This is a genomic window from Labrenzia sp. THAF82, from assembly GCF_009363435.1.
In the GTDB taxonomy this organism is placed as follows: Bacteria; Pseudomonadota; Alphaproteobacteria; order Rhizobiales; family Stappiaceae; genus Roseibium; species Roseibium porphyridii.
Genome location: NZ_CP045354.1, coordinates 4,995,819 through 5,008,876, shown reverse-complemented (window position 1 = coordinate 5,008,876; position 13,058 = coordinate 4,995,819). Strand labels below are relative to the sequence as shown.

Here is a 13,058-nt window from a genome sequence, read left to right as displayed (position 1 = left end):
CAAAAAGGATGGCCGGTGGGGGCTTTATCTCCCACCGGCCGTTTTCATTAGTCGAGGTAGGTTTCAGCGTTTGCCTTGGCAACTTCCGCCTTGAACAGAGTCAGGAGCTCAACCGCCTTTTCATCGAGGTTTTCATTCACGTGGCCTTCAAATGCCGGTTGCGTCGCTGCGGCCATGGCTTCACGCTGAGCATCGTCCAGTGCGGTGACTTCCATGGCATCCATAAGTCCGGCGAGACCGCGTTCGGAAGACTCGATAATGCGCGACAGGCCTCGGCTTGCGGTGACACAGTTTTCCGCCGCTGCATGAAGCGTTGCACGCTCTTCATCGCTGAGACCTTCATAAAAGGCCCTGTTGATCATGAATGTGTATGGTGAAAACAGGTGGTTTGTGAGCGTCAGATACTTCTGTACCTCGGAAAAGTTGGCAAAGGAGATGATCGGAACCGGGTTCATCTGACCGTCGATCACACCGGTTTGCAGACCGGAGTAAACCTCACCCCAAGAGAGTGGATAGGCTTCTGCACCAAGCGCTTGAATGATCGTCTGGTGCGAAGGCAGGGTCATTGTCCGGATACGGATGCCCTCAAAGTCTTCAAGGTTCGCAATTGGTTTTTGCGAATTTGTCACCGCGAAAAAGCCGCCGGTGTCCGGGAAGCCGAGGACAACCACATCGCCCAACGACGCTTCGATGTCGGCAGCTAGTGCTTTGCCGAAATCGCCATCAAACACCTTGTAGGTCGCTTCGTTGCCTGCAAACGCAAACGGGAGGTTCAGAACATCAATACGCGGATAGTAACTGGCGAGTGCCCCGGTCGATGTGAGAGTTGCCTGGATGAGACCGTCCCGAACCTGTTGAACGTGTTCTGCAGCCGAACCGAGCTGGTTCGAGCCGAAGACCTCGACGTTCACACTGCCATTGGTTCCTGCCTGGACCAGATTTGAAAACACTGCGGTGCAAGCATGTGCCGGATTTTCAAATGGATCAGTCTTGTTGTCGTGGCCGAACTTGATGGTGCCTCCGGCACCGAGCGCTGTGCTTGCCGTCATGGAAATGGCAAGGGCCAGTCCTGTTGTAAGTAGTCTCATGTTTTCAGTCCTCTCTGGTTTCTTATGAGGTCAGTTGGCAAATCCAAGGAAGCGTGGCAGCAGCAATGCTGCGTCTTCCCAGAATGCGAAGATGAAAAGGATGCTGATTTCGGCGATCAGGAAGGGCATCAGCTTGATCGATATGCGTTCGAGCTTTTCCCCCGTCACAGAGGACAGGACGAAAAGACAAGCGCCGACAGGCGGTGTCATCAGCGATATGTTCAGCGCAAGGACGAAGATAATCCCGGCGTGAATGGGCTCCAGGCCGACCTGCTCGGTCAGTGGCACGAGGACAGGCGCAAGGATGATCAGGATCGCGGTGATGTCCATCACCATGCCAACCAGCAGCAAAAGCCCGATGATGATTGCAATAACTGCGTAGCGGTTGTCGGAAAGGCTTAGAACATTCTCTGCTATCAGTTGCGGAATGCGCTCAAAGCTCATCCACCAGCCGAGAATTCCCGCAAAGGCGATGATAACGAAAATGACACCGGTGATCCGGGCAGTACGCACCAGCATCTGGTAGAAGGCTTTAAGCTTGAGTGTGCGATAGACGAAAACACCGATGAAGACAGCATAGGCGACCGCGATGGATGCGGCTTCCGTTGGTGTGACAACACCACCGAGTATGCCGCCCAGAATGATAATCGGCATGGCCAGCGCCGTAAGTGAGCTGACAAATGTCGACCAGACTTCCTTCAAGGTCGCACCCCGCGCCGCCTTGGGCAGGTTTTCCCGGTTTCCGCCAATCACGATGACCGTCATGCAGACCAGGCAGATGACAAGACCGGGCAGAATTCCGGCTGCAAACAGACCCGCAATCGAAACGCCCATGAGCGAGCCATAGACAACCATGAGCCCGGAAGGAGGGATTGTCGGACCGATGATGGATCCGGCTGCGGTCACGGCACAGGCATAGTCGCGCTTGTAGCCTTCCTTGACCATTGCCGGCACGAGCGTTCGTCCAAAGGCGGCTGCATCTGCAGTTGCAGAACCGGTCAATCCGGCAAAGAAAACAGAGGCCAGCATGTTGGTGTGCGCCAGACCGCCTCGGAACCGGCCGACCAGAACCTGTGCCAATTTGACGAGCCTGTTGGTGATTCCGATGCCGTTCATGATTTCACCGGCCAGGATGAAAAACGGCATGGCGAGAAAGGGAAAGATATTCAAACCGTTGAAGATCTTGCTCGGTCCGATGGACAGGAACTGTGTGCCCCCCATGTCGATCAGGCCGACGACACCGGCAAGACCGATGGCAAAACCGATCGGCATGCCGAACAGGATCAGTAGAACAAATGCAAGGCCCGCCCACATCACACGGCTTCCTCTTCAGTCGGGAACTCCAGGTGAGTGCCGAGATCCCGAACGAGAACGAGAGCAAGCTGAACGCTGCAAAGTGCGGCAGATACCGGTATGGCTGCATAAAAAGGCTCGAGACTGAGCCCGAAAATCATTGCCTGCCGACTTCCGCCGCTGTGGGCGAAGCTGAGGCCAAACCACAGAACATAGACAAAGAGGCTCAGCGCGAGCAGATCCATGACGACAAGCACGGACCGCTGGAACGGCTTGGGCCACAAGTTTAAAAAGGCTGTGAGACCAATATGTTCGCGGCGGGCAATACCGCAGGAAATCGCCAGCATCGCCGCCCAGATCATCAGATAGCGTGCCATGACCTCGGGCCAGGGGAGTTGCCAATGAAAGTAATATCGGTCGACAACGCCCAGCCAGACATCCAGCACCAGCAACAGCATCAATAAGGCAACCACGGCTTCGGTGATCGTGTTGATCCGTGCGCTAGCGAGACGTGCCCACGTTTGCATTCCACCCTCCCAGATACGTAACTGAAGTACATAGTGTGGAGAGAAAATTACAAAATCAAGCAAAATTTCTAACTAAAGTACAAAAATGATATCAAATTTGCACTTAATTCTGTATCTTGAGTCTGGATTTCAAAAAGAAATGTACTTAAATTACAAATTGAAATGATGGCGTGGGAGCAGGAAATGTCGGATAGCGAAAGCGCGGAAACTGAACTTCCCAAACGTGGACAGGCTGCCGTTGCAGATCTGATTTCCGCTTTGAACCGCATAGACGGCCAACTCGCCTCCCGCGAACAACGCGTTGCAGATTACGTCAAAGCCAATATCGACAGCATCAGCACGATGACCATCGCTGAGCTTGCGGGGGCTGCCGATGTTTCCACCCCCACCGTGATCCGGTTCTGCAGATCTCTTGGGTGCGATGGTTTCAAGGAATTCAAATTGCGTTTGGCGCAGAACCTGGCCGTTAGCCTTCAGTATATTCGGCCGGACGTGGGTGAAGAGCCGGCCAGCATGGAAAATTCTATCGACCATGTACTGGCGGCAATCTATGCGACGACCAACGCCATGCGTAAACAGCTCGATCCAGCGCAACTGGAACTCGCCAAGAGGGCAATTGTAGGCAGCAAGCAGCTTCTTGTCGCTGGTATGGGCGGAGGGTCATCCGTGCTTGCGCAGGAGGGGGCCAACCGGTTTTTCAGGCTTGGCATCACGTCAATGGCCGTCAACGACAGTTACATCCTGCAAATGCGGGCCGCAACGCTGGGGCGTGAGGACACGCTGCTCCTGTTTTCGGCAAGCGGTGAAACCGATGCGATTGTTGCAGCTGCAAAGGTTGCCGGAGCTTATGGTGCAAATACTATTTGCATCTCAAAGCCCGGAAGCCGGCTTGCGAGTGTTGTCTCCATTCCGATCGTTGTCGATCTGCCGGAAGATCCACATATCTTCAAGCCGACTGCAAGCCGCTATGCATACCTCGCAGTTTTGGATGCGATCGCCATGTCGGTCGCTTATGAAACCAGAGAGGAAACAACGGAGAACCTGCGCCGGATCCGCTCTTCGCTAACGGCGTATCACGGGCGTACTGCTCCTCAGCCTTTGGGCGACTAGGCAAGGCAATCGCCAGTCCATTAAGGGGGCATTCGCCATCCATCCCGCGCAGTCTACCAGGCACATGAAGCCTTTTGTGTGTGAAAGACAATGCTCAAGACACAGCGCACTTGCTGGCCATGAGCGCGAAACGGGTGTCAGTCTCCCGCCATTGGATCATATGATCTCAGCACCACGATCGTGTCGAAGCCCTTGATCTCCTCTGCATAGAAGTGCCTCTCGGTGAATGCGGCATAGGCTTCCATGGAGGCGCATTCGATGGTCAGCACCAAGTCGGCCTTGCCGGTGACATGGTAAAGCTTTTTCACTTCCGGCAATGTCAACAATTTCTCGCGGGCTCTGGCATTTCGCTCCGGCTGGCCCCGTACCATTTCCAGCATGGCGAGCAGGGTGACGGTGGATCCGGTCACTTCGGGTGCCAGGACGGCAATTTCCTTTTGGATAGCGCCTATCTCCCGGAGTCGCTGGACCCGGCGCAGGCAAGCGGCCGGCGACAGGCCGACTTTTTCGGAAAGCTCCTTGCCGGTCTGGCGCGCATCGAGACTCAACAGACGCAGCAAGCGGTGATCGAAGTCATCAAGCGGTTCCATAAGTTTAGTTCCATTCAAAGTTTTCTTGCGAGAAAATATCATGAATTCCTCGTTTATGCGAAAATTTCCTGAGGGTGTGAGAAAATTGCGCACTCTGCGCAGGAGTGTCCTTTAGCCTTCGCTACAGTCAAGACGAAGGAGCACTCGAGATGAGCGATCAAACGGCAAACCTAAGCCTATTCCAAACCGCCAAAGCGTCATTCCCGGATCTGTTGCAGACCTTTGTTGGGAGGCTTCAGCGCCAATCGAAGTGCCGCAGAGACGCGCAAAATCTGGCCCGAATGCCGGATCATCTGCTGCGTGACCTCGGCTTAAGCCGATCAGAAGTCTCAAAGTTAGTTGGGAGAGAGCTGACCGATGTGCCACCCAATTGCGGTGACACCGATGCGCAGAGGATACTGAGGCGGTTGAACTGCTGGAGCGGGTGAAGGGAATCGAACCCTCGTCTTAAGCTTGGGAAGCTTCTGCTCTACCATTGAGCTACACCCGCGGGGGCTTCGGCAGCTTTCTGCGCCGAGCGGGCGGGTCTGTCAACTCAAGAAGTTGGATATCGACGGTCTGTTGATCTTGCACTGCGGCAAAGAAATCGCCATGTTCGCGCGGGCGCAAAATGCGCCAATGATGATGGCACACTCCAGGTCGGATATATGCGAAACAAGGTCAAGGCGCTCGTCACCTCGCGCAATTGGGAATTCTGTATCATCGGGATTATTGTCCTGAACGCCATCACGCTGGGCTTGGAAACCAGCAAGACGGTGATGGATCAGATTGGCGGACCGCTTGTGTTTGTCGACAAGGTGATCCTCGGGATTTTCGTGGTCGAGCTGATCTTGCGCCTTTATGCGCATGGCCTGAAATTCTTCAAGGATCCCTGGAGTATTTTTGACTTTGTGATCGTGGCGATTTCGCTTGTACCAGCCAGTGGAAATCTCTCGGTGTTGCGTTCGTTGCGCATCTTGCGTGTCCTGCGACTGATTTCGGTCGTTCCCTCGCTCAGACGCGTGATCGGAGGCCTGATTGCAGCACTTCCAGGCATGGGGTCGATTGTTGTTCTCATGGCGCTGGTTTTCTACGTTTTTGCTGTTATGGCGACCAAGCTCTTCGGGCAAACTTTCCCCGAATGGTTCGGCGACCTCGGAGCGTCGCTTTATACGCTCTTCCAGATCATGACGCTGGAGAGCTGGTCCATGGGCATCGTGCGTCCGGTGATGGAGGCTTATCCTTATTCCTGGCTGTTCTTCGTGCCCTTTATCTTGTGCACGGCATTCACGGTGCTCAACCTCTTCATCGGTATTATCGTATCGGCCATGCAGGAAGAACATGATGCCGAGGCCGATGCGAACCGGCAGGCGATCCATGACGATACCGGCCTGATCCTGGAAGAGGTGAAAGCGCTGCGGACCGAACTGAAAGCGCTCAGGGCCGAGGTCGACAGGACCAAATCTTAAAGGATCTCGAGCGTCTCCTGCGGACCTTCAACGAGAAGGCGCACACCGTCTTCCGTGTAGTGGCGCGCAACTACGCTTAGTCCAAGTGCTTCGACGCGCTTTTCCAGGTTTGAACTGGAGGCGAAATCCGCGCTGAACTCCTTTTGGGCCAATTTTCTGAATGGCACGAGTTCAGCGTTGTTGATGGCGTCCTGAGCTGCGCCGGAATAGGCCCTCGCAAGGCCACCGCCGCCGAGTTTGGTGCCACCGAAATAACGCACGATCAGCACCGCGCAGTTGATGAGTTCCGCCCCTTGCAGAATGCGCAAGGTCGGCATGCCTGACGTGCCGGCGGGTTCACCGTCGTCCTTGCCGCTTTCTTCGACCCTGTCATCTTCCAGAAGCCGTCTGTGAGCCGTGACTACATGATTGGCCTTGCGATGTTCTTTGCGAAGGTCGTCCAGTCGTTGGTCAAACGCTTCAAATGGGACCAGATGCGCAAGAAACCGGGATTTCCGATCCTCCAGAAAACCCTCGAACTCGCGAGTGACGGTCTTGAATGCCATGCCGGTCTATGCGGGCGACCTGAAGTGTTTGGAAAGTTTGAGCGCCTGGCCCTGATAGTTGGAGCCGATGCCTTCGCCATAGAGCGTGGCCGGGCGTTCTGCCATGTGCTCATAGACAAGGCGGCCAATTGTCTGGCCGTGTTCCACGATGAAGGGCACGTCGTGCGACCGGACTTCCAGAACGGCGCGTGAGCCGACGCCGCCGGCTCCGGAATGGCCGAAACCGGGATCGAAAAACCCTGCATAGTGGACGCGGAATTCGCCGACCAACGGGTCGAAAGGCACCATCTCCGCAGCATAATCAGGTGGCACATGCACGGCCTCCTGGCTCACCAGAATATAAAACGCATTCGGATCAAGGATCAGCTCTCCGCGCTGGCGGCGGTGGATCGGTTCCCAGAAGTCGAGTGGGTCCTGAGCGCCGACAACATCGACGTCAATCAGGCCGGAATGATGCTTGGCACGGTATCCGATCAGGCTGCCGGGACCATTGCCTTCAAGATCGATTGAAAGTTGAACGCCGTTGCCGATCCGCTCGTTCCCCCCACTCATGAGCGTGTGGGATTTGTGCACCTCTTCCAGAATGTCGTCGGCAATCAGCGATTGGCCGCGTCGGAAACGGATCTGGCTTAGCCGAGAGCCTGAGCGGACCAGGATCGGGAAAGTGAGCGGTGATATCTCGGCGTAGAGCGGGCCTTGGTAGCCGGCAGGGATGGTGTCGAAGGCTAGGCCGTTGTCGGTGATGACACGGGTGAAGACGTCGAGACGACCCGTGGAACTTTTCGGATTGGCAGTTGCCGAAATGTCTGCTGCAAGGGCAAGGCTTTCCTGCAAGGGCACAATATAGACGCACCCGGTTTCAAGAACCGCGCCTTCTGAAAGGTCGATTGTATGAAGCTTCAGCTGCTCCAGCCGGTCGGCAACCCGGATTGCCGGACCGGGCAGAAAGCTCGCGCGCACCCTGTAGGCCTCGCTCCCAAGCCTCAGGTCGAGGCTGGCAGGCTGGACCTGGCCGGTGACCGGAGGGTTGGCAGACGATATTTCACCGGCTGCGAACATCTCCTGAATGATGCGTTCGGGCAAAATGCCGCTGGCTGAAAGTGCTGCGCTACCGTTCAAGACCTGACCCGCCGTGACGTTCATTTGGATTTCCCGCAAATTCCTTGCCTATCGTCCTTAACGGATAGGGCGGCTCGCGCCAACAGGCTTTGTGGTGGATGGCAGGCTTTTCGCCGATGGAGATTGACCTTCGAAACGTTTTCCCTTAACAGACAAGCTCTTCGTGGTGATTTGGGCCGGCCGGCTTGCAGCCACGTTAAACAAGTCGCTAAAAAGGCCGGAGGTGCAAACCCCGGTCTTGAGGCTGGGGTTTTTTGCGTTTGGAGCATTGGAAGACATGACTGAGACCACCAAGACCGGAAACAAGAACTGGCGTCCTGCAACCGCATTGGTGCATGGCGGCACCATGCGGTCGCCCTTCGGTGAGACCTCAGAGACGATCTACCTGACACAGGGGTTCACCTATAGCGGAGCAGAAGCTGCCGAAGCCCGCTTCAACGGCGAGGATCCAGGCTATGTCTATTCCCGTTATGCCAACCCGACTGTCAGCATGTTCGAAGACCGGATCAAGGCGCTCGAAGGGGCAGAGGCCGCACGTGGGACCGCAAGTGGCATGGCGGCTGTCAATCTGGCGCTGATGGCGTCGGTCAAGGCGGGCGATCATGTGATTGCGGCCAAGGCGCTGTTCGGGTCATGCCGATACATTTGTGAGACGCTCTTGCCGCGGTTCGGAGTTGAGAGCACGCTGGTGGACGGTACTGACATTGATCAGTGGAAAGCAGCCGTTCGACCGAACACCAAAGCGCTGTTTCTGGAAAGCCCAACCAATCCGACGCTCGAAGTGATCGACATTGCCGCGGTCGCCGATATCGCAAAAGAAGCAGGTGCGCGGTTGATTGTAGACAATGTCTTTGCGACGCCGCTTTATCAATCGCCGTTGAAGCTTGGTGCAGACGTTGTTGTCTATTCGGCGACAAAACACATTGACGGTCAGGGCCGTTGTCTGGGCGGGGTTGTCCTGTCAGATGAAGAATGGATCGTCGACGAGGTCATGCCCTTCATCAAGCATACCGGCCCCCACATGAGCCCTTTCAGTGCCTGGGTTCTTCTCAAGGGGCTGGAGACGTTACCGCTGCGCGTTGCGCGTCAGACCGAGAGCGCCGGTCAGGTTGCCGATTTTCTGGCGGACCAGTCCAAGATCAGCCGGTTGATTTATCCCGGGCGCGCCGATCATCCGCAGGCTGAGGTGGTTCAGCGTCAGATGACAGCCGGATCAACGATGGTTGCCTTTGAAGTCAAGGGTGGCAAGGAGGCTGCCTTCCGCTTCACCAATGCGCTGGAGACCATCAAGATCTCCAACAATCTTGGGGACGCCAAAAGCCTGATCACACATCCGGCCACCACGACCCACCAGTCGATCGGTGAAGAAGCGCGTGCGGAGCTGGATATATCCGACGGCATCTTGCGGCTGTCGGTTGGCCTGGAGGATCCGCTGGATCTTCTGGAAGACGTTGAAAAGGCGCTCAGCGCGGTTTGATGAGTTCGTTGTGCCAAGATGAAAAGCCCGGTCAAGTGCCGGGCTTTTTTCATCGGAATGCCATCCAGCTCCGTTGTGAGGGAGCAACACCTTGCGCTGGAACTGCTGCCAGGGAACCAAAACACAGTGAATTGCCGTGCAAGGTATGCCAAGGAAACCCTTTGGATGGGCGGAGAGCTTTCCCGTTGAATACCTAAGGACAGGAAATGGCGCAGATGGCGGTTCAGTCCCGGTTCGATTATCAGGCCTATATCATTTGTACTTCACCGCGCAGCGGCAGCACTCTGTTGTGCAGACTGCTGGCGGCAACAGGCGTTGCCGGAAGGCCGGAATCCTATTTCCACGTGCCGACACTTGCGGCCTGGCAGAAATCCTTGAACCTTCAGACTGTTGACTACGAAGATAAGGCTTCGGCTCTGAAGGCAGTTTTCAACCGCGCTCGTTCCAAGGGAATGGGGGAGAGCAATCTCTTCGGCCTGCGATTGCAGCGGAAAAGCGCGAGCTTCTTCTTTGAGCAGCTGGAGTACATTCACCCAGGAGTTTCAGGTGATCTGGCGCGCTTCGAGGCGGAATTCGGCAAAACATGTATTGTCCACCTGACACGGCAGGACAAGCTCGCCCAGGCGATCTCGTTGATCAAGGCAATGCAAACCGGCCTTTGGCACAAAGCGCCAGATGGAACCGAGCTGGAAAGAACCTCTGAACCGCAAGAACCGGACTACGACCGGGATCTGATCCGTAAGATCATTGAGGAAGTCACGCACTATGAAGATGCGTGGAGCAACTGGTTTTCGCGAGAAGGACTTGATCCCTACCGGATAACCTATGACGAATTGGCGACTGATCCGGAGACTATCCTGGCCGATCTCATCACGCATCTCGGTTTTGATGGCGCTGTCGCCAAAGGCATTCCGCTACCTGTGGCAAAACTTGCGGACAAAGTCAGTGAAGAATGGAAGACACGCTATCTTTTGGACGAAGGGCACAACGACACAAGAGCCAAGTGACATTCAGCCCTAGGGCACCATCCTCGAGGAAGAGTGCATTCAGGCGCTCAAGCCCTAGTCTTTCAAGGCTGCGACGCCAATCATGACACGGGCCGCGGCTGAAACGAAACAAACCAACGCAAATCCCCAGGCCAAAACGGGGAACCAGGCGGGAAAGAGGGCCATCAATAGGAATAGGGCGATGGTTTCAGCCCCTTCAGCCAGGCCGCCGAGATAGTAGAGAGACTTGGAACCGCGTGCGTCCGTCGTCAACTGTTTGCGTTCCGCCATGATTGCGAAGGCCAGAAAGGCTGAACCGTTGGCGTAGAAGCTGCATAGAAGGGCTGCTGCAGGAAGAGCGTTGTTTGCAGGGTCCAGCATGGCAAAAGCAAGCGGGATAGCGCCATAAAAGAAAAAGTCGAGTGTGATATCGAGGTATCCGCCGAGATCGGTCTTGCCGGAGGCACGTGCAATTGCGCCATCAAGACCATCTGCCAGACGGTTCAAGCCAATCAGAAAGAAGCCGGCAAGCGTCGCGCCGCAAGCGATCGCCAGGGCTGCGACAAGACCCAAGGCGAAACCGAACAGGGTCACCGCGTTTGCACTGATGCCGGCAGCCGCCAACGCCTGACCCATTTGGTTCAGGGGCGGATCGATCAGAGGACGAATTCGGGCATCGAACATGTTGATGGTCACATAATTGGAAAATTCAGCGGTCTACATGCAAAATCCACTCGGAAATCACAAGTCAGTCCCTTTCACGCTTACGTCATACGCCTTATAAGCCCGTTTTGAATGAACGGGTCCTCACCCGGAAGCAAAAGGATTAATCGTGTCGGGCAGTTACAGCGCCACAACCGAAGGAATCGAAGTTTCCGTCGAACCATTTTTTCTGGACGATGAATCGCGCCCGGAAGAAAGTGAATTTATCTGGGCCTATATGGTCGAGATCCACAATGGCGGCAACGAACCGGTTCAACTGAAATCCCGCTACTGGCAGATTACCGATGGCCTCGGACGGCAGGAAGAAGTGAGCGGACCGGGCGTCGTCGGAGAACAGCCGGTTATCGAGCCTGGGGAAACCTACGAATACTCCTCTCACTGCCCGCTGGCGACGGACAGCGGTATCATGGCGGGTGCCTATGAGATGGAGCGGCCCGACGGAACACTCTTCAACGTGACGATACCGGCGTTTTCACTGGACCTTCCTGACAGTATTCGGAGCTTGAACTGACGCGAAGCTACAGGACCTGAAACCAGAGCATAAGCGACCTGTCAGTTTTTGGTCTGAGAACGCGCTTGCTGCGCAATCCACGTCGTCAGTATATCCAGCGTTTCGGGCGCATAGGCGTACTGCCCCAAAGCGAGAAATGCTGCCTGGGACCACCATGGCATCTGGCCTTCAAGCTGGTAATTGAACCACTCTGCACGCAAAAGACTGTGCGTTCCGCCATTGATCACGTCGCTGCGATTTGCAGCATGCCCGGACTCCAAGAGACGCCGGTAGCGGCTTGAATTGTAGTCGGGGTCAACATTCAGATCTTCGCTTCCGTGCAGGGTTAGCACCGGAATCTTAATCTTCGTCAGATGGTCCGAAGAGTCTGCCGACAGGTTTTTTCGAACGAACCGGAAGCGACTGGCGCTCATGGGATCGGGTCCGGCAAGCTCGAGGTAGTCCTGGTAGTCGAAATCTTTGGCGATCATTTGTCGATTGGCAGCGGCACTTTTTTCCAGCGCTGCTTCTATCTCGTCCGCAGAAACGCCAGCGCTTTCAAGACGGCGGCGCTGATAATAAAGACCTTGCCGCTGCCAGTTGACGGCGCCGCCAATGATGATAGCGAATTCGGCGTTTGTGTTGCCTGCGGCAAGGTCCGCGATCACCCAGCCTCCCTGAGAGAAGCCAAGAACGCCCTTGCGGACCCCTGAAAGGTCCTCTTCCAACGCCAACGCTGTCAGCGCGGCTTCTGCAAGGTCTGCGCGTTCGGAAAGTGAATATTGCAGCCAGTCACCGTCGCTTTTGCCGATCCCTGGTTTGTCCCAGCAAAAGACAGCGATGCCGTCGTCAACGAGTGCATTGATGAGCGGCAGATAACCGCCATTGGCAAATCTGTCTGTCGGCCCGTCGCCGTGGATCAGAAGCACAAGCGAAGTCGGGTGTTCAGCCGGAAGGATCAACGACCCGGAAATCTGGTGTCGCTGGTCCTGAAAACTGAGCTCGCGTGTTTCAAACCTTGAAAGGTCAAAATCTCCAAGGCCGGAGAGAAAGACAATCAACGCAGCAATGGTCACCACCGAAAGAGCGGCAAAGCTTATTGGAAAGATCCTGCTGCATTTTTGCCTGGGTTTTTTCAACCCGTCGGTTCGCCTTGTTTAAACCGAGCGATGACGCGCAATTGCTCCACGTTCGATTGCTGCGACGGTCAGTTTGTCGAGACTGAACCGGTCACGAAGCAGTTGGAGGATGCGCAGCTCTTCCTGTTCAACGTGAAGATCGGCCGCTGCAACTTCGACAGCAAGCGCATAAGCCGTGTCGTAAAGCTTGGCCGGAAGCACGTCACCCACCAGCTCCAGCACCAGTTTGAGACCATCGTCTTCCTGCAGGATGTCACCGCAGCGTTGCGCGGCCGGGATGATCCGTGCGCTGTCATACCCTTGGAAGACCGGGAGCATCTTGACCACATCGCCAATCGTCGCCAGTTCCATATCGGTCATTTCGTTGTCCGACGCCGAGACGATGACCATCACATAGATGAGGGCTTCCTGTACGCTGATCGGCTCATTCATAGTCACTATTCATTCTCCAGTGGCGCCGGTTATGTTCGATTTCGAAGGCCCGGTGTATAGGCTTGGCGTGAAAGCTTCAAGTCGTGGACTT

General features: G+C 55.6%; 15 protein-coding genes, 1 tRNA gene and 1 riboswitch. Of the genes, 6 read left to right on the top strand and 10 right to left on the bottom strand.

Translation table 11 applies throughout. The features are described 5' to 3' along the window. Positions 1 to 47: 47 nt before the first annotated feature. From FIV00_RS22925 to FIV00_RS22915, 3 genes are read right to left on the bottom strand one after another with little or no spacing between them, the layout of a single operon-like run. Positions 48 to 1,088, bottom strand: a complete 1,041-nt coding sequence (locus FIV00_RS22925; protein ID WP_152502931.1) for a DctP family TRAP transporter solute-binding subunit — start codon at positions 1,086 to 1,088, stop codon at positions 48 to 50. A 30-nt stretch (positions 1,089 to 1,118) separates the two neighbouring features. After that, on the bottom strand, positions 1,119 to 2,402 hold the full coding sequence (locus tag FIV00_RS22920; RefSeq protein ID WP_152502930.1) for a TRAP transporter large permease: 1,284 nt from the start codon (positions 2,400 to 2,402) through the stop codon (positions 1,119 to 1,121). Continuing rightward, the gene (locus FIV00_RS22915) at positions 2,402 to 2,908 is read right to left on the bottom strand and encodes a TRAP transporter small permease (protein ID WP_152502929.1); all 507 of its coding nucleotides are present in this window, start codon (positions 2,906 to 2,908) and stop codon (positions 2,402 to 2,404) included. The genes FIV00_RS22920 and FIV00_RS22915 overlap by 1 nt, the downstream gene beginning before the upstream one ends. A gap of 183 nt (positions 2,909 to 3,091) precedes the next feature. Here FIV00_RS22915 and FIV00_RS22910 point away from each other — a divergent pair, with 183 nt between their 5' ends. Then, complete coding sequence (locus FIV00_RS22910; protein WP_152502928.1) at positions 3,092 to 4,018, top strand: MurR/RpiR family transcriptional regulator; 927 nt, start codon at positions 3,092 to 3,094, stop codon at positions 4,016 to 4,018. Positions 4,019 to 4,155: 137 nt separating this feature from the next. Here FIV00_RS22910 and FIV00_RS22905 read toward each other — a convergent pair whose 3' ends face one another. After that, positions 4,156 to 4,608, bottom strand: a complete 453-nt coding sequence (locus tag FIV00_RS22905) for an Lrp/AsnC family transcriptional regulator (protein ID WP_173006112.1) — start codon at positions 4,606 to 4,608, stop codon at positions 4,156 to 4,158. A 149-nt stretch (positions 4,609 to 4,757) separates the two neighbouring features. Here FIV00_RS22905 and FIV00_RS30580 point away from each other — a divergent pair, with 149 nt between their 5' ends. Then, entirely contained in the window at positions 4,758 to 5,036 is a 279-nt protein-coding gene (locus FIV00_RS30580; RefSeq protein WP_152502926.1) for a DUF1127 domain-containing protein, read from the top strand. Here FIV00_RS30580 and FIV00_RS22895 read toward each other — a convergent pair. Continuing rightward, positions 5,025 to 5,098: transfer RNA gene (locus tag FIV00_RS22895), tRNA-Gly, on the bottom strand. The genes FIV00_RS30580 and FIV00_RS22895 overlap by 12 nt on opposite strands. Before the next feature lie 157 nt (positions 5,099 to 5,255). Here FIV00_RS22895 and FIV00_RS22890 point away from each other — a divergent pair. Then, positions 5,256 to 6,056, top strand: coding sequence for an ion transporter (locus tag FIV00_RS22890; protein WP_152502925.1), 801 nt, complete (start codon positions 5,256 to 5,258; stop codon positions 6,054 to 6,056). Here FIV00_RS22890 and FIV00_RS22885 read toward each other — a convergent pair. Both FIV00_RS22885 and FIV00_RS22880 read right to left on the bottom strand, forming a co-directional pair. After that, the gene (locus tag FIV00_RS22885; protein ID WP_152502924.1) at positions 6,053 to 6,601 is read right to left on the bottom strand and encodes a YigZ family protein; all 549 of its coding nucleotides are present in this window, start codon (positions 6,599 to 6,601) and stop codon (positions 6,053 to 6,055) included. The two genes, FIV00_RS22890 and FIV00_RS22885, sit on opposite strands and share 4 nt — an antisense overlap. A 6-nt stretch (positions 6,602 to 6,607) precedes the next feature. After that, on the bottom strand, positions 6,608 to 7,744 hold the full coding sequence (locus FIV00_RS22880; protein WP_152502923.1) for a 2'-deoxycytidine 5'-triphosphate deaminase: 1,137 nt from the start codon (positions 7,742 to 7,744) through the stop codon (positions 6,608 to 6,610). A gap of 129 nt (positions 7,745 to 7,873) precedes the next feature. Then, positions 7,874 to 7,953, top strand: a riboswitch (SAM riboswitch). A gap of 44 nt (positions 7,954 to 7,997) precedes the next feature. Here FIV00_RS22880 and FIV00_RS22875 point away from each other — a divergent pair. Together FIV00_RS22875 and FIV00_RS22870 are read left to right on the top strand one after the other, a co-directional pair. Continuing rightward, positions 7,998 to 9,197 (top strand): O-succinylhomoserine sulfhydrylase, encoded by a 1,200-nt coding sequence (locus FIV00_RS22875; RefSeq protein WP_152502922.1) that lies wholly within the window; start codon positions 7,998 to 8,000, stop codon positions 9,195 to 9,197. 206 nt (positions 9,198 to 9,403) lie between these two features. After that, positions 9,404 to 10,204, top strand: a complete 801-nt coding sequence (locus tag FIV00_RS22870) for a Stf0 family sulfotransferase (protein WP_173006111.1) — start codon at positions 9,404 to 9,406, stop codon at positions 10,202 to 10,204. Positions 10,205 to 10,258: 54 nt separating this feature from the next. Here the strand turns inward: FIV00_RS22870 and FIV00_RS22865 are convergent, their stop codons facing one another. After that, positions 10,259 to 10,867 carry a CDP-alcohol phosphatidyltransferase family protein gene (locus FIV00_RS22865; RefSeq protein WP_152502921.1) on the bottom strand — a complete coding sequence of 203 codons (609 nt, stop codon included), beginning with the start codon at positions 10,865 to 10,867 and terminating at the stop codon, positions 10,259 to 10,261. A gap of 148 nt (positions 10,868 to 11,015) precedes the next feature. Between FIV00_RS22865 and apaG the strand changes: the two genes are divergently transcribed. Next, positions 11,016 to 11,417, top strand: coding sequence for a Co2+/Mg2+ efflux protein ApaG (gene apaG / locus FIV00_RS22860; RefSeq protein ID WP_152502920.1), 402 nt, complete (start codon positions 11,016 to 11,018; stop codon positions 11,415 to 11,417). 41 nt (positions 11,418 to 11,458) lie between these two features. On the opposite strand, the gene FIV00_RS22855 is transcribed toward apaG, so the two are convergent. Then, positions 11,459 to 12,535, bottom strand: coding sequence for a S9 family peptidase (locus FIV00_RS22855; RefSeq protein WP_209006668.1), 1,077 nt, complete (start codon positions 12,533 to 12,535; stop codon positions 11,459 to 11,461). 18 nt (positions 12,536 to 12,553) lie between these two features. Then, the gene (locus FIV00_RS22850) at positions 12,554 to 12,967 is read right to left on the bottom strand and encodes a tellurite resistance TerB family protein (RefSeq protein WP_152504394.1); all 414 of its coding nucleotides are present in this window, start codon (positions 12,965 to 12,967) and stop codon (positions 12,554 to 12,556) included. Positions 12,968 to 13,058 lie beyond the last annotated feature (91 nt).